This window comes from Gordonia effusa NBRC 100432 (assembly GCF_000241305.1).
GTDB lineage: Bacteria > Actinomycetota > Actinomycetes > Mycobacteriales > Mycobacteriaceae > Gordonia > Gordonia effusa.
Genome location: NZ_BAEH01000050.1, coordinates 40457 through 56478, shown reverse-complemented (window position 1 = coordinate 56478; position 16022 = coordinate 40457). Strand labels below are relative to the sequence as shown.

Here is a 16022-nt window from a genome sequence, read left to right as displayed (position 1 = left end):
TATGCCCTCGGCGGGGTCGTGCGGTGCGGTTTCAGGCAACTGGGAGCGAATACAGGGTGGTAATCATCTGGCGCGCTGTCGACATGAGTAGGATCTGCTGATCATGACAGCGGCACACATCGTGCGGGACGACACCGCGACTGGATCTGATGTCGTAGGCGGGCTTCGGCTCGACTGGTCCGCGGCATGCAACGTCGGGCGCGTGCGCGAGGCGAATGAAGATGCGGCCCTGGTGTTACCGGGACGATTCCTTCTCGCCGACGGCATGGGTGGCCACGAAAGCGGTGAACTTGCCAGTGAGGCCGCACTGCTCGCGCTGTCGGCGACGCCCCAGTTTGGTGATCAAGACGGCACCCGCGATGAACTCGAAGGTCTGCTGCGTCAGGCTCAGCAGGCCATCAGTGATATCGACTCGGAGAGCAATCGCCGCGCGGGAACCACGGCGACCGGTGCGGTGTTGGTGACCTATTCCGAAGCGCCGCACTGGTTGGTCTTCAACATCGGCGACTCGCGCACCTACTGCTCGCGCGGCGGAATCCTGGAGCAAGTCACCATCGATCACTCGCAGGTGCAGGAATTCGTCGACGCCGGATTCATGACGCCGGATCAGGCGCGGGTCGATCCGCGCCGCAACGTGATCACGCGTGCCCTCGGTGCGGGGATGTCCGAGCCGCAGGCAGACTTCTTCGCCTTCGAGACCGAGCCCGGCGACAAACTGTTGATCTGTTCGGACGGGCTCACCGGAGAACTGCCCGACGAAGAACTGACCGAATTGCTGAATTCGGCCGCGACGCCCGCCGAGGCGGTCGATACGCTCGTCGATGCCGCGCTGGCGCTGGGCGCCCACGACAATGTGACGGTAATCGTGGTTTCGGTGTCGGCGGTCGATGACGCTGAGTCGTCCGATGCGAATACGGGCAGCGACGGGGAGACCGACGGTGCTTCGGATACCGACGATGCCGACGACGGGTCTACCGATGGCCCGAGTGACGGGGTTGTAGCGGACGCCGAGCTTGTCGACGAAGAAGGTGCGACGGACGAAGCTGCTGTCAGCGAGCCCGCGGACACACCAAGCGACGGTGACATCGAGGTAGCCGACGACGTCGAGGTGCAGAACGCAGCCGACGACGCGAGCGCTGAACTGTCGGCAGACGACGACCGCGAGCAAGACAGCGACGAACCGAACGCGGACGAATCCGATGCCGACGAGTCCAGCGGTGGTGGCGTGGTCAGATGAGTTCCGACGAGACCGGCACTTTCGTCGAATACTGCGGCGAACGATTCTCGCTATCGCCCGAAAAACGGTTCTTCATCGGGCGCGAGGCCGATCTGTCCGTCGACAACAATCCATATCTGCACCGCCGCTTCCTCGTGCTGCATTTCGAGGGCGGCATGTGGTGGCTGTCGAATCTGGGCTCGCATCTCTCGGCGAGCGTCTCGGCCGGCGACGTCGGGTTTTCCGGAGTGGTCGGCCCGGGCGCGCGGATGCCGCTCGTGTTCGGCAAAACAACTATTGTCTTCACCGCCGGTCCGACGACATACGAACTCGATGTATTCGCTGGCGCGCCGGGAGTTGGCGAAGTGACTCAGCCGTACATCAAACTAGGTCAGACGACGGTTGGTGTACCGAGACTGACCGAGTCGCAGAAGGTCCTCATCGTCGTTCTCGCGGAACAGATTCTGCGTCGCGACGGAACGGGCTCCAGCGCAATCCCGTCGTCGGCACAGGCAGCCGCACGGCTGGGTTGGTCGCTGACGAAATTCAATCGCAAGCTCGATAACGTCTGCGACAAACTCGATCAGCTTGGGGTGTCCGGAATGCGCGGCGGCGGTGGCAAACTCGCGAGCAATCGTCGTACCAAACTTGTCGAATATGCGATCGCATCCCGAGTGGTGACCCGCGATGATTTACCGCTGATCGATGAAGAAGCGCATCGCAACGCGCAGGGCGCCTAGCGTCTCTGCGCGTATTTACCCCGTCTGAGCTGCGGTTATATCATGGGTAGTTCTCCCCATCGACGGGTGTGACTATTTCTCATAGCGTTCTCCTCAACACCAGTAAGTCAACTGCTCGCCGCCTCAAAGGCGTTGGGGCACAACACGGTAGTGAGGATGAGGGAAATGACCGCAGCCATGATCTCGCAGGGTTACACCAGCGTCGCCGTCGAACACAGCGCTCGGCGTCGCGTCGAATCGGCCCGACGCCGCGAAGAGGCGTTGGCGCGCTTGGCCGCTCGTCGGATGCAGCTGCCCGGGCAACACTCCGCCACCTGGCCGGCACCTGCGACCCAGAGTCGTCGACCGCTGCTTCGTGAGGTGAAAGTTCCTGTGTCCGAAGATGATTCGATCGAAGATGTCGCCACGGTTGAGACTTCGGCGGGTGCCGATTCGCGGGTACGCACCGATCTGCCCCGGCCGGTCCTTACCCCACGCGAGGCCGAGGTTCTCCGAACCTGGCTGCTCGTCGACTCCAAACCCGCTGTGGGGCAGGAACTTTTCATCTCGCTGGGCACCGTCAACACCCATCTCACCCGGATTCGTACGAAGTACGCCGAGATCGGCCGCCCCGCACCAACTAAGGCCGCGCTTGTCGCCCGTGCCGTGCAGGACGGGTTGATCTCGCTCGACGAGCTGTAGTTCGCGGGTGCGTCGGTGTCGGCGGGAGTGGTTGCACCCGCGACGACACGGTAGGCGATACTGAAGACGTGGCAACCATTGAAGAAATCCTGCAGGTTGAGGCGATAGAGGCCGACATCTATCGTGGGCCGTCTTTCCCCTCCCACCTGCGTCGCACCTTCGGTGGACAGGTTGCCGGTCAGGCTCTGATTTCGGCTACGCGTACGGTGCCGGATGCGTTTCACGTCCACTCGCTACACGGCTATTTTCTACGACCCGGTGATCCGGACGTGCCCGCGGTCTTTCTCGTCGACCGAATCCGCGACGGCAGGTCCTTCGTCACCCGACGGGTGACCGGGGTGCAGCACGGCGAAGCCATCTTCACGATGTCGGCCTCGTTCCACATTCTCGATGACGAGGGCATCGAACATCAGGACCGAATGCCACCCGCCCCCGACCCTGATGGACTGGTCAGTCGCGTCGACGAGGCACCCGAGCATCTGACGGCGGTTCTGCGCGAATGGGAGAACTTCGACATCAGGGTGGTGCCGCGCGACCAGCTCTCGACGTCGGATTACTTTGCGGCACAACAGCGAGTGTGGTTTCGCTACCGGCACCGACTGCCCGACGACCAGGTTTTCCATGTCTGCACATTGGCGTATATGTCCGATATGACGCTGCTCGGATCGGCCAATGTCATCCATCCCGGCATTCACCCGCAGGGAGCGTCCCTCGACCACGCGATGTGGTTCATGCGCCCGTTCCGCGCCGACGAATGGCTGCTCTACGATCAGACTTCGCCGTCGGCGGGTTCGGGTCGCGCGTTGACGCAGGGACGTATTTTCGACCAGGCCGGCCGAATGGTCGCTGCGGTGACGCAGGAAGGGCTGGCCCGTACCGGTCGTAATCAGACTCTCGAACAGCAGATCGGCCGGGACGCTAGGTGAGTGAACTCGAACCAGCCGGCGTGGCGGCGCGTCCGGTCATTGGGGTATTGGCGTTGCAGGGCGATGTTCGCGAACATATCGCCGCGTTGCATGCGAGCGGTGCCGAGGCCGTGCCGGTACGAAGGGCCGGGGAACTCGACGAGATAGACGGCATCGTCTTGCCCGGTGGAGAGTCGACGACGGTGAGCAAATTGCTGGGCGTCTTCGGTATGTTCGAGCCGCTGCGGGACAAATTGCTCGATGGCCTGCCCGCTTATGGTTCATGCGCGGGCATGATCATGCTCAGTTCCCGGATTCTGGATACCCGGCCCGACGCCCGGCATCTCGACGTCCTCGATATCACTGTGCGGCGCAACGCATTTGGACGTCAGGTGGAGTCATTCGAAGCCGATATCGATTTCGTCGGCATCACCGATCGCCCGGGCGCGGCCAAGATGCGCGGAGTGTTTATTCGGGCGCCTTGGGTCGAGGAGGCCGGTAACGGCGTTCGGGTGCTCGCGCGGGTGCCCGTCGCCGGGAGCGAAGCGAGCGGGACGAATGTGCCCGTCGCCGGGAGCGAAGCGAGCGGGACGAATGTGCCCGTCGCCGGGAGCGAAGCGAGCGGGACGAATGTGCCCGTCGCCGGGAGCGAAGCGAGCGGGGCGGCTAGTGCTGCCGGGCGAATCGTTGCCGTTGAGCAGGGCAATGTGATCGCGACATCGTTTCATCCGGAGGTGACTGGCGACCGACGGGTGCACGAATACTTCGTCGCTAAGGTACGTCGGTAAGATCACAGAGGTTGATGCGCCGCGAGGCGTTGAAGGTCGGGCCCGCCAGCGTCGTGCGGGTGCCGAAGACGTGTGCGAGGGAAGGCTGTAGCGCGATGAGTGGACATTCCAAGTGGGCCACGACCAAACACAAGAAGGCGGCCATCGATGCCAAGCGCGGCAAGATGTTCGCGAAGTTGGTCAAGAACATCGAGGTCGCGGCCCGTACCGGTGGTGGTGACCCCGCTGGCAACCCCACGTTGTACGACGCGATTCAGAAGGCGAAGAAGTCGTCGGTTCCCAACGACAACATCGAACGTGCCCGCAAGCGCGGCGGCGGTGAAGAGGCTGGCGGCGCCGACTGGCAGACCATCACCTATGAGGGGTATGGCCCCAATGGTGTTGCGGTACTGATCGAATGCCTCACCGACAATCGCAATCGAGCGGCGGGCGAGGTCCGAACCGCGATGACTCGCAACGGCGGCAATATGGCCGACCCCGGATCGGTCGCGTATCTGTTCACTCGCCGCGGCGTGGTGACCCTGGAGAAGGGTGATCAGACCGAGGATGACATCTTGATGGCCGTGCTCGATGCCGGTGCCGAGGAGGTTAACGACCTCGGCGATACTTTCGAAGTTGTCTCCGAGCCAACAGATCTCGTCGCGGTACGCACCGCGCTGCAGGAGGCCGGCATCGACTACGAGTCCGCCGAAGCAGACTTCCGTGCATCGGTCGAGGTGCCGGTCGACGCCGATGGCGCGCGTAAAGTCTTCAAACTGATCGATGCCCTCGAGGATTCCGACGACGTCCAGAATGTCTACAGCAATGTCGACATCAGCGACGACGTGCTCGCCGAACTCGACGCGGACTAGCGACACAACCTACTCAATCTTGGACAATCTGCCGTCGCGACGGCAGATTGTCCTTGCGTCGGCAGATTTGGGTGCGTCCGGATATGCAGTGCGTGTTGCTGCCGGTCGCTGTCGCACCCACCCGCTAGACTCTCGAACAGCTGTTCGCTTTGGAGTCGTCGGAGGTGTGGTGTGCGGGTCATGGGTGTTGATCCCGGCCTAACCAGGTGCGGTATCGCTCTCGTCGAGTCGGGTGCGGGACGATCGGTTGTCGCGCTCGACGTCGATGTGGTGCGCACGCCATCGGATATGGATCTCGCGGACCGGCTGCTGGCGGTACATACCGCGGCGGTTCACTGGATCAATACGCATCACCCCGACGTCGTCGCGGTCGAGCGGGTGTTCGCGCAGAACCAGGTGTCGACCGCGATGGGGACCGCGCAAGCCGCGGGAGTCGTCGCACTCGCGGCGGCGCAGAACGAGATCCCGGTTCGATTCCACACTCCGTCGGAGGTCAAGGCCGCGGTGACCGGTTCGGGTAGGGCGGACAAGGCGCAGGTGACCTCGATGGTGACGCGAATTCTCGGGATGCAGACCAGGCCGCGGCCAGCCGATGCCGCTGACGCGCTTGCGCTGGCGATCACCCACTGCTGGCGCGGGCCCATGCTGGAACGGATGGCTGAGGCCGAACGTCGAGCGAAAGCGGCTCAACGTCATCACCAACAACGCATCGCGCAGGCGCGTGCAGCGGCTCAGGAGGTACGAAAGTGATTGCGGCAGTGAGAGGTCCGGTCATGGACGTCGCGCTCGACCACGTCGTCGTCGACTGCGCCGGTGTCGGATACCGGGTGCTGGTGACCCCGCCGACGCTGTCGTCGGTACATCGTGGCGCGGAGGTGACCCTACTGACCGCGATGATCGTGCGCGAGGATTCGATGACGCTGTACGGCTTCACCGATCCCGAGTCGCGCGATCTATTCGGGCTGTTGCAGACGGTGACGGGCGTCGGGCCGAGGTTGGCGATGGCGACTCTGGCGGTCCTGGAACCGGAAGCATTGCGCCGGGCGCTGTCCGAGTCGGATGTGAAGGCGTTGACCACGGTGCCGGGTATCGGTAAACGGGTGGCTGAGCGGCTGGTCGTCGAATTACGCGACAAAGTGGCCGCCGTGGCATCGTCCGGGCTGCCCGGATCGATCGCCACCCCAGTTGGATCGGTGGCCGAGCAGGTCACCGAAGCGCTTGTGGGACTTGGCTTTCCGCTCGCATCGGCAGAGAAGGCCGTCGCGGCCGTGCTGGCCGAAACGCCGGAGGCCGACTCCGCGCTCGCCTTACGGGCGGGACTGTCAATGCTGGGTAAGGGGAGTAGTCGCTGATGGACGTCGCACCTGACGACGACACCTGGTCAGATCGCACGGTTAATGCGGGTCGAGTCAACTCCGATGGTGATCTCGACGCTAACCTGCGCCCGAGATCGCTCTCGGATTTCATCGGTCAGCCTAAGGTGCGCGAACAGCTCGAACTGGTTCTGCATGGCGCGAAGGGGCGCGGAGGCACCCCGGACCACATCCTGCTATCGGGTCCACCGGGCCTTGGCAAGACGTCACTGGCAATGATCATCGCCAGTGAGATGGGCTCCGCCATCCGCGTCACCTCCGGCCCCGCGCTTGAGCGGGCGGGTGACCTGGCCGCGATGCTCTCGAACCTCATCGAGGGCGACGTGCTGTTCATCGACGAGATTCATCGGATCGCGCGACCCGCCGAAGAGATGCTGTATCTCGCGATGGAAGATTTCCGCGTCGACGTTGTGGTCGGAAAGGGGCCGGGGGCTACCTCCATTCCGCTCGACGTCGCGCCATTCACGCTGGTAGGAGCCACAACACGGTCCGGCTCGTTGACCGGCCCGCTGAGGGATCGCTTCGGTTTCACCGCGCATATGGAGTTCTACGAGACGTCGGAATTGGTTCAGGTCCTTACCCGCTCGGCACGGATTCTCGGTATTGAGATCGACGCGGTGTCGGCGGCGGAGATCGCCAGCCGCTCGCGTGGCACGCCGCGCATCGCCAACCGGCTGCTGCGTCGAGTGCGCGACTTCGCTGAGGTACGTGCCGACGGCATTATTACCGTCGCGATCGCACAGGCCGCACTGCAGGTCTACGACGTCGACGAACTCGGGCTCGATCGGCTAGACCGGGCGGTATTGGGTTCGCTGGTGCGCGGATTCGGCGGGGGACCGGTCGGTGTGTCGACGCTGGCGGTCGCGGTCGGCGAGGAACCGGCGACCGTCGAAGAGGTGTGTGAACCATTTCTCGTCCGCGCGGGCATGATGGCTCGAACACCTCGCGGTCGGGTCGCTACGGCGGCGGCCTGGCATCATCTGGGGTTGACGCCGCCGGCCGGCGCGCTGAACGCCAGCTGGGGCGTGCGGAGCCGCGAAGACCAGACGACCACGCTATTCGACGACGACGTGTAGTACGCCTGACAGGGCGCATGCGACATCATCGGTGCCCGTCATGGCACACTGGAGTCCGTGCACAACGCATGTCGTTGTCGTATGCCCTGACTCCAACTGCTTGAGGACTGATTAGAACATCATGGGTTCGGAACTACTCTTCCCGATTCTGCTCGTACTGCTGGGCGGGTTCATGTACCTCAGCATTCGTAAGCAGAAGAAGCGCATGGCCGAGGTCCAGGAGATGCAGAGTTCGGCGACCACCGGCGCTCGTGTCCAGCTCACTTCGGGTCTGTACGGCACCGTGATCGATACCAACAGTGACAGTGTCGACGTGGAGATCGCTCCCGGCGTCGTGACCCGCTGGAACAAGCTGGCCATTCGCGAGGTCGTGCTCACCGAGGACGCTGCCGCCACCTATCCGGGCGCTTTGCTCGATGAAAACGACGACGAGGCAGATGAGGACACCGCAGTCGACGGTCCGAGCCTGATCAAAGACGCTCCCGAGGATGGGTCGTCGGACGTGCCGTCGCTCGAGAAAGACACGACGGACAAGCCAGCCGACGAGAAGTGATTGGTCGGTATTGACTACCCTGGCGCCAACCGGCGTCACCGGATAGTCGCTGACCTGCGACTATCGGCACAAAATCGGACGCCCCTAGCGATGCTGTCCGTACCGAGGAGACCTGAACAACCGTGACTACTCCCCGCCGGGCAACGGCAAAGCGGTCCGCGCCGGGCCGCGAAGTTCCACCGTGGCAACCGCTGCTCGCCTTCTTCGTTCTATTGGCCGTGGTTTACGGTCTGATCGCGTTTACCGGCGGCGGGTCGTTCGAGCCGAAACTTGGCATCGACCTGCAGGGCGGCACCCGAGTCACGCTGACCGCGCGGACCGAGGACGGCAAGAAGCCGACCAAGGAGCAGCTTGATCAGGCAAAACAGATCATCGAGACCCGTGTCAACGCGCGTGGTGTCGCTGGGTCCGAGGTCGTCATCAATGGTGACAATCTGATCATCACGGTTCCCGGGGAAGACGGCAGACAGGCACAAACGCTCGGTCAGACCGCGCGGCTCTATGTCCGGCCGGTAGAGGGCTCTGTCCCGGCGACGCCGCAGAAGGCAAAGCCGCCCGCCCCCAAGAACACCGATACATCGGTATCCGAGGAGACGGCACGCCAGATCGCCGAGCAGCGGAAGTTGCGACAGGCTCCGGCGAACGCCACAGAGGCGCGACTGGCCGAACTGCGAGCGCAGATGACTAAGGTCGACTGCTCAACGGACTCCAGCGATCCGCTTCTGGGTAACGACCTCTCTGATCAGTATCTGGTCTCCTGTTCCCAAGACGGCAAAGAGGTCTATCTGCTCGGGCCGCAGATAATCGACGGTCGTGACGTGAAGACGGCGTCGTCGGTGTTGTCATCACAGTCTGGTCGCTGGGTAGTCAACGTCGAGTTCAAGGGCGCCGCTCGGGATTTCTGGCCCAAGTACACCGGTCAGAACACCGGCAAGCAGACAGCGTTCACCCTCGATTCGCGGGTGGTGTCGGCGCCACAGATTAACGGTGCCATCACCACGCCGAGTACTGAGATCTCGGGCAACTTCACGCAGACCGAAGCCGACGACCTCGCGAATATTCTCAAATACGGTTCGCTGCCGTTGTCGTTCAAGTCGTCTGACACCGAAAGTGTTTCCGCGACACTGGGATTGGCTTCGCTGAAAGCCGGTCTCATCGCTGGCCTGGTTGGTTTGATCGCCGTCGCGATCTACGCGTTGGCCTATTACCGCATGCTCGGTTTCTTGAGTATCGCGTCGTTGATTCTGGCCGGCGCGATGGTCTACGGCATCATCGTGCTGCTCGGTCGGTGGATCGGATTCACCCTTGACCTTGCCGGCATCGCCGGTCTGATCATCGGTATCGGTATGACCGCAGACTCCTTCGTTGTGTACTTCGAACGCATCAAGGACGAGATACGCGACGGTCGCACATTCAGATCATCGGTGCCGCGCGGTTGGGTCAGCGCCCGCCGAACCGTGTGGACGGGTAACGCCGTCAGTTTGATCGCCGCCGTGGTCATCTACGCGCTGGCCGTCGGAGAGGTCCGAGGCTTCGCGTTCACGCTCGGCCTCACTACGATCCTCGACGTTGTGATCGTCTTCCTGGTCACCCATCCGCTCGTGGTCCTGGCGACCCGTTCGGAATTCCTGTCACGTCCGAGTGTCAACGGTCTGGGCGCGGTCAGCGAAGTGGCCCGCTCTCGACGTGAGGCGCGTCGCAAGGCAGTCGCGCGGCACGCCGCCGATCAGAACGCCGCGGCGCAGAACGAGGGGGCGAAGCGATGAGTTTCTCCAGCAAGGGATTTGAATCCAACGACAGCCTGACCGGTCGCGCGGGCGGCAAGGGTAAGAACCCCCCGCCGCGGGTTCCGATCAAGAAGACCGGCCGCCGCGCACGTCAGCCCCTTGAGGCCGCCGCGGGTGAGGCGGGCACCGAAACGGCTGTCGAGAATCCCTCGGTTGACGCGACGTCGGAGCTGTCCGACGCCGAGGTATCACCCGCGACGTCGGCACCCGACGCGGATTACGTCGCCGACGAGCGTCGCTCATTCCTGTCCCGGTTGTACACCGGTACCGGCGCGTTCGAGGTCGTTGGCAAGCGGAAGATGTGGTACATCGTCACCGCGGTCATCATCGCGATTTCGATCCTGTCCATCGCGACGCGACAGTTCACCTTCGGTATCGACTTCGAGGGTGGCACCCAAATCTCAGTTCCGTCGTCGTCGGCGGTGACCACCGAGTCGGTATCCGAAGTGTTCTCCACGGCGCTCGGTGAGTCACCCGAGTCGGTGCAGACCGCCGGAACCGGCGCTAGCCAGACCATTGTCGTGCGCACCGAGACATTGTCGCCCGATGAGAACCGCAACATCGAAAATGCCTTGGCAGCCAAATTCGGCCCGGAACTGACCCGAGCCGAAATTTCGGTGTCGGATGTCAGTTCCACCTGGGGCCGGGAGATCACCGAGAAGATGTTGATCGCCTTGGCGGTCTTCCTGCTGGTGGTCACGGTGTACATCGCCGTGCGGTTCGACCGTGAGATGTCGATCGCCGCGTTGGTGTCATTGTTCTTCGACATCGTCTGTACCGCCGGTGTGTACTCGCTTGTCGGTTGGGAAGTTACCCCGGCGACCGTCATCGGTCTGCTGACCATTCTGGGCTTCTCGTTGTACGACACCGTCGTGGTATTCGACAAGGTCGCCGAGAACACTCGATCGGTGTTGTCGACGACCCGACGTACCTACGCTGAACAGGCCAACCTCGCCGTCAACCAGACGTTGATGCGTTCGATCAACACCACGGTTATCTCGGTGCTGCCGATTATTGCGCTGATGGTGATCGCGGTCTGGATGCTGGGCGTCGGCACGTTGAAAGACCTGGCGCTGATTCAGTTGGTCGGCGTCGTGGTTGGTGCCTACTCCTCGATCTTCCTCGCGGCACCGTTGCTGGTGACGTTGAAGGAGCGTCGCGACGACATCGGTAAGCACACTCGGCGAGTACTCGAGCGGCGTGCGCGCATCGACTCCGGCGAGCCGGTGGCCGCCGCTGCGGTTGTGTCGGGTGACCGTTCTGCGGCTCGCAAGTCGGGCAGCGCCGCGAGTCCGGCCGGAAAACGTCGTCGGGCACGTTAACCTCACTGACGTGCACAGCATTTCAAAAGGCCGACGCGGTCGTCGTGCGTTGCGCGCCGCGACCTTCGCGGCGAGCGTGGTCGCCGGCCTGGGTCTGGTGACCGCGTGCGGTGATGACACACCGCCGACGATTAACTACCTCGTCGATGCTCGGATCAGTACCTATAACCCGAATACGGTGTCCGGCAACGCCGACGGCGTGTTGATGGCGTTCGCGCGGGTGCTTCCTGGCTTCAGTTTTCTGGGGGCATCCGGTCAGGTCATTCCCGACCACGACATCGGTACCGCGAGTGTCGTACCGGGGCCGTCACTGACCGTGCGCTACGACTTCAATCCCAAGGCGGTCTTCTCCGACGGGGATGCGATCACCTGCGACGACCTGCTGTTGTCCTGGGCGGCGCAGAGCGGACGATTTAGCGACTTCGCGCCGGCCACGACCGCCGGGTACCGCGATATCGCCAACGTCGACTGCACCGCGGGCGCTCGCACCGCGACGGTCACCTTCGCCAAAGGCCGCGATTACCGCGACTGGCTTGGGTTATTCGGCGCAGGCACATTGATGCCGAGTCATGTCGTCGCGCGTCAAGCTGGCGTCGCCGATGTCGTCAAGCCGATACAGTCCAACAATCGCGATGTCATTGCGAAACTCGCGAAGGCCTGGAACACCGGGTTTACATTGCGTCCCGGGGCGGTAGATCCCAAACTGCTGGTGTCGTCGGGGCCGTACAAGGTCGATTCATTCACCAGCGAGGGAGGTTTGGTCCTCACCCGCAACGAGAAATGGTGGGGTGATCCGGCGAGCACCGACCGGGTCGTCGTGTGGAGTACATCATCACCGGAAAATTTTCCGGGCGGGTTCGACGTCGTCGACATCGCCGATGGGACTCTCGCCGAGCGCGATGGCAAACCGGTAGCCGATCAATTGCGGCCCGCGAATGTGAAGGTCGCTGATCCCCGCCGTGCGTTGGGAGTCGACGAAATCGTCCTGAGTACCAGTGGAGTGTTCGCGAATGCCGTTGCGCGACACGCATTTGCGTCATGTGTGCCCCGCGACGACCTCACGCGCAGATTCGGTGCCAGTGCGCAGCTATGGAATTTGCGGTTCCTGTCACCGGCGGACACGCTCGGTTCGGCGATCAACGGCGAGTTCGGCAAGCGGTATCAGCGCGCCGACCTGCCGCGAACGCGGCAACTCGCCGCGCAACGACCGCTGAAGATCCGACTGGCATATCGCGGGCGCGACAGCCGGAATAAGGCGATGGTCGCCGCGATCGCGGAATCATGTAAACAGGCTGGGATTACCGTGACCGACACCGCGTCGCCGACAACGACGGTGGGCGACCTCGGCCGAACCGTCGACGGGCTAGTTCTCACGAGCGGTGTTAGTTTCGCCGCGGCCGGTGCCAACGATTCCGCCCGAACTAGCTATCAATTGCGCGGCGGCGATCCGCTGAATATCGGTGATTTCCGCGACCCGCCGACCAGCGCGGCGATCGACCAGCTCGCGGTCACCGTGAATGCCGAAGACAGGTTGCGGCTGGCACGCTCCATCGAGACGGCGGCGTGGCGCGAGATGGCATCGATCCCGTTATTCGCGACGCCGCGTCAGCAGGGATTGGCGCCGTCGGTCGGTAGCGTCGTACCGAGTGCCGCGCGTAGCGGAACCGGCTGGAATATGGACCGCTGGAAAGTGAGCAAGCAATGACCGACGCGACGACCGACTCACTGGCAGCGGCGCGCGCGGCAATCGATACGCACACTCGGCTGGTGCCGGACTTTCCCAAGCCGGGCGTCGATTTCAAGGATCTGACGCCGGTGCTGGCAGATCCCGCCGGGCTTGCGGCGGTGGTGACCGCGTTGACGCATGGCTGCGGCGAGATCGATTTGGTCGCCGGCATCGACGCACGTGGCTTCCTGCTCGGCGGGGCCGTCGCGCGGGAACTGGGTGTCGGCGTGCTTGCGGTGCGTAAGGCGGGCAAGCTGCCGCCGCCGGTTCATGCACGGACCTATGACCTGGAATATGGCACCGCCGCGTTGGAAATACCTGCCAGCGCGATCGCGTTGGAAGGACGTCGGCTGTTGCTGGTCGACGACGTACTCGCCACCGGCGGAACCGTTGTAGCCGCTGCACAGCTGCTCATCGGAGCCGGCGCGACAGTGTCATCGATCGCGGTCATCATGGAACTGGTGGGTCTCGGCGGGCGCGCCGCGGTGGGACGTGAACTGGGCGAAGCGACCGTGGTCCACGCCCTTACGACTGACTGAACTATGCGAGACTAAACTTGGTTCGCTATCACTGAGGAGGTTCATCGTGACTGACACGTCGGATGTCTCCTCGGCGCGCACCGATAAATCGGGCGCCGCGCCGACCGAACCCGCGGTCACGACCGGGGCGGGCGCGCAAATCGCGGCAACCACCTCGACGTCGCGCCGGGTGCGCGCTCGGCTTGCCCGCCGGATGACGGCCACCCGCTCGACGGTGCGGCCGGTGCTCGAACCGCTGGTCACGCTGCATCGGGAGATCTATCCCAAGGCCAACACCGCACTGCTCGAACAGGCTTATGACGTCGCGGACGAGCGGCATCAGGGGCAATTCCGGAAGTCCGGCGACCCGTACATCACGCATCCGCTCGCGGTGGCCACCATCCTCGCCGACCTCGGCATGGACACCACGACATTGGTCGCCGCACTACTGCACGACACCGTCGAAGACACCGGCTACGGCCTGGACGAACTCGAATCAGATTTCGGGCCGGAGGTCGCTCATCTCGTCGACGGTGTGACCAAACTCGACAAGGTGGCATTGGGCAGTGCCGCCGAAGCCGAGACCATCCGCAAGATGGTCATCGCGATGGCGCGCGACCCCCGCGTATTGGTCATCAAGGTCGCCGACCGGCTGCACAACATGCGCACAATGCGATTCCTGCCGCCGGAGAAGCAGGCGCGTAAGGCCCGTGAAACGCTGGAAGTCATTGCGCCCCTTGCTCATCGGCTCGGCATGGCCACGGTTAAGTGGGAACTCGAAGATCTCGCGTTCGCCATTTTGCATCCCAAGCGCTACGAGGAGATCGTGCGTCTGGTCGCCGATCGGGCGCCGTCGCGCGACACTTATCTCGCCCGGGTGCGCGCCGATATCAACAACGCCCTGAGCGGTTCACGGATCACTGCGACCGTCGAGGGACGGCCGAAACACTATTGGTCGATCTATCAGAAGATGATCGTCAAAGGTCGTGAGTTCGACGATATCCATGACCTCGTCGGCATGCGCATTCTGTGCGACGAGGTGCGTGACTGTTACGCCGCCGTCGGCGTGGTGCATTCGCTGTGGCAGCCGATGGCCGGCCGATTCAAGGATTACATCGCGCAACCACGCTATGGCGTCTACCAGTCGCTGCACACGACCGTGATCGGCCCCGAGGGCAAACCGCTGGAAGTGCAGATCCGTACGCGCGATATGCACCGCACCGCGGAGTTCGGTATCGCCGCCCACTGGCGGTATAAGGAGAGCGGTTATAAGTCGAAAGGCAAGGGCGCCAAGCGCGCCGAGTCGGCCGAGATCGATGACATGGCGTGGATGCGTCAACTACTCGACTGGCAGCGTGAAGCCGCCGACCCGGGCGAATTCCTCGAGTCTCTGCGTTACGACCTCGCCGTCAAAGAGATTTTCGTGTTCACCCCCAAGGGCGATGTGATCACTCTGCCGGCGGGTTCGACGCCGGTCGACTTCGCCTACGCCGTGCACACCGAAGTCGGGCACCGGTGTATCGGCGCCCGCGTCAACGGGCGGCTGGTGGCGCTGGAGCGCACCCTCGACAACGGTGAAGTGGTCGAGGTCTTCACGTCGAAGGCGCCCAACGCCGGGCCGTCGAAGGACTGGCAGGGTTTCGTGGTGTCGCCCCGCGCCAAGGCGAAGATCCGGCAGTGGTTCGCTAAGGAACGGCGCGAAGAAGCGCTGGAGACTGGCAAGGACGCCATCGCGAAAGAGGTACGTCGCGGCGGACTTCCGTTGCAGCGCTTGATGAGTGCCGATTCGATGGCAACTGTCGCCAACGAATTGCGCTATGTCGATGTGAGTGCGCTGTACTCGGCGGTCGGCGAGAATCAGGTGTCGGCCAAGCATGTAGTCTCGCGGCTGGTCGCTTTGCTCGGCGGTATTGACGAAGCCGCCGACGAAATCGCCGAGCGGTCAACGCCGTCGAATATGCCATCGCGCCCACGGCAGGGAGGCGACGCCGGTGTCGTGGTCGAGGGCGTCGACAATGTGTTGATCAAACTCGCCAAATGCTGTACCCCGGTGCCCGGCGACGAGATTCTCGGATTCATCACGCGCGGCGGCGGCGTGAGCGTGCACCGGACCGATTGCACGAATGCTGGTTCGCTGCAAGGACAATCGGAGCGATTGATCGACGTCGCCTGGGCGCCATCGCCGTCGTCGGTGTTTCTGGTGGCGATTCAGGTCGAAGCACTTGATCGGCATCGGCTGCTGTCCGATGTGACCAAAGTACTCGCCGACGAGCGGGTGAATATTCTCTCGGCATCGGTGACCACGAGCCGCGATCGGGTCGCCGTCAGTAAGTTCACCTTCGAGATGGGCGATCCGAAGCACCTGGGTCACGTGCTCAATGTGGTGCGCAACGTCGAGGGTGTCTACGACGTCTATCGGGTGACGTCAGCGGCGTAGCGTCACTGGAAATGTCCCCGTGGTGGGCGCAGACGGCGATATAGCGCCT

The 16022-nt window shown here is 63.3% G+C and carries 14 protein-coding genes and 1 pseudogene; all 15 read left to right on the top strand.

The genetic code is table 11. The features are described from left to right. Positions 1–103 precede the first annotated feature (103 nt). A pseudogene (locus GOEFS_RS09115) lies at positions 104–961 on the top strand (PP2C family protein-serine/threonine phosphatase); the annotation flags it as partial. Positions 962–1233: 272 nt separating this feature from the next. After that, on the top strand, positions 1234–1956 hold the full coding sequence (locus GOEFS_RS09110) for an FHA domain-containing protein (protein ID WP_007317610.1): 723 nt from the start codon (positions 1234–1236) through the stop codon (positions 1954–1956). 165 nt (positions 1957–2121) lie between these two features. Beyond that, complete coding sequence (locus GOEFS_RS09105; RefSeq protein WP_007317609.1) at positions 2122–2637, top strand: response regulator transcription factor; 516 nt, start codon at positions 2122–2124, stop codon at positions 2635–2637. 68 nt (positions 2638–2705) lie between these two features. Next, complete coding sequence (locus GOEFS_RS09100; RefSeq protein ID WP_007317608.1) at positions 2706–3563, top strand: acyl-CoA thioesterase; 858 nt, start codon at positions 2706–2708, stop codon at positions 3561–3563. Positions 3564–3583: 20 nt separating this feature from the next. Continuing rightward, positions 3584–4330 (top strand): pyridoxal 5'-phosphate synthase glutaminase subunit PdxT, encoded by a 747-nt coding sequence (gene pdxT / locus GOEFS_RS23780; protein WP_050949840.1) that lies wholly within the window; start codon positions 3584–3586, stop codon positions 4328–4330. A 95-nt stretch (positions 4331–4425) separates the two neighbouring features. Then, positions 4426–5181: a YebC/PmpR family DNA-binding transcriptional regulator gene (locus GOEFS_RS09090; RefSeq protein WP_007317606.1), complete on the top strand. Its 756-nt coding sequence runs from the start codon at positions 4426–4428 to the stop codon at positions 5179–5181. Positions 5182–5352: 171 nt separating this feature from the next. Then, positions 5353–5931, top strand: coding sequence for a crossover junction endodeoxyribonuclease RuvC (ruvC, locus tag GOEFS_RS09085; RefSeq protein WP_007317605.1), 579 nt, complete (start codon positions 5353–5355; stop codon positions 5929–5931). Further along, entirely contained in the window at positions 5928–6533 is a 606-nt protein-coding gene (ruvA, locus tag GOEFS_RS09080; RefSeq protein WP_007317604.1) for a Holliday junction branch migration protein RuvA, read from the top strand. Before ruvC ends, ruvA begins: the two co-directional genes overlap by 4 nt. Further along, positions 6533–7630, top strand: a complete 1098-nt coding sequence (ruvB, locus tag GOEFS_RS09075; protein WP_007317603.1) for a Holliday junction branch migration DNA helicase RuvB — start codon at positions 6533–6535, stop codon at positions 7628–7630. The genes ruvA and ruvB overlap by 1 nt, the downstream gene beginning before the upstream one ends. Before the next feature lie 121 nt (positions 7631–7751). Then, complete coding sequence (yajC, locus tag GOEFS_RS09070) at positions 7752–8183, top strand: preprotein translocase subunit YajC (RefSeq protein ID WP_007317602.1); 432 nt, start codon at positions 7752–7754, stop codon at positions 8181–8183. Positions 8184–8305: 122 nt separating this feature from the next. After that, positions 8306–9949 carry a protein translocase subunit SecD gene (secD, locus tag GOEFS_RS09065; protein WP_007317601.1) on the top strand — a complete coding sequence of 548 codons (1644 nt, stop codon included), beginning with the start codon at positions 8306–8308 and terminating at the stop codon, positions 9947–9949. Next, positions 9946–11292: a protein translocase subunit SecF gene (gene secF / locus GOEFS_RS09060; RefSeq protein WP_007317600.1), complete on the top strand. Its 1347-nt coding sequence runs from the start codon at positions 9946–9948 to the stop codon at positions 11290–11292. Before secD ends, secF begins: the two co-directional genes overlap by 4 nt. Before the next feature lie 10 nt (positions 11293–11302). Continuing rightward, positions 11303–12997, top strand: coding sequence for an ABC transporter substrate-binding protein (locus tag GOEFS_RS09055; RefSeq protein WP_007317599.1), 1695 nt, complete (start codon positions 11303–11305; stop codon positions 12995–12997). Continuing rightward, a complete protein-coding gene (locus GOEFS_RS09050; protein ID WP_007317598.1) occupies positions 12994–13557 on the top strand; it encodes an adenine phosphoribosyltransferase in 564 nt (187 codons plus the stop codon). Before GOEFS_RS09055 ends, GOEFS_RS09050 begins: the two co-directional genes overlap by 4 nt. A gap of 46 nt (positions 13558–13603) precedes the next feature. Further along, complete coding sequence (locus tag GOEFS_RS09045) at positions 13604–15973, top strand: RelA/SpoT family protein (protein WP_007317597.1); 2370 nt, start codon at positions 13604–13606, stop codon at positions 15971–15973. Positions 15974–16022: the final 49 nt, after the last annotated feature.

What these genes read in the sequence shown, in the direction of transcription:
- GOEFS_RS09105 (WP_007317609.1), top strand. Translation starts at nt 2,122, where the DNA reads ATGACCGCAGCCATGATCTCGCAGGGTTACACCAGCGTCGCCGTCGAA.
- ruvB (WP_007317603.1), top strand. Translation starts at nt 6,533, where the DNA reads ATGGACGTCGCACCTGACGACGACACCTGGTCAGATCGCACGGTTAAT.
- GOEFS_RS09050 (WP_007317598.1), top strand. Translation starts at nt 12,994, where the DNA reads ATGACCGACGCGACGACCGACTCACTGGCAGCGGCGCGCGCGGCAATC.
- GOEFS_RS09090 (WP_007317606.1), top strand. Translation starts at nt 4,426, where the DNA reads ATGAGTGGACATTCCAAGTGGGCCACGACCAAACACAAGAAGGCGGCC.
- GOEFS_RS09110 (WP_007317610.1), top strand. Translation starts at nt 1,234, where the DNA reads ATGAGTTCCGACGAGACCGGCACTTTCGTCGAATACTGCGGCGAACGA.
- secF (WP_007317600.1), top strand. Translation starts at nt 9,946, where the DNA reads ATGAGTTTCTCCAGCAAGGGATTTGAATCCAACGACAGCCTGACCGGT.
- yajC (WP_007317602.1), top strand. Translation starts at nt 7,752, where the DNA reads ATGGGTTCGGAACTACTCTTCCCGATTCTGCTCGTACTGCTGGGCGGG.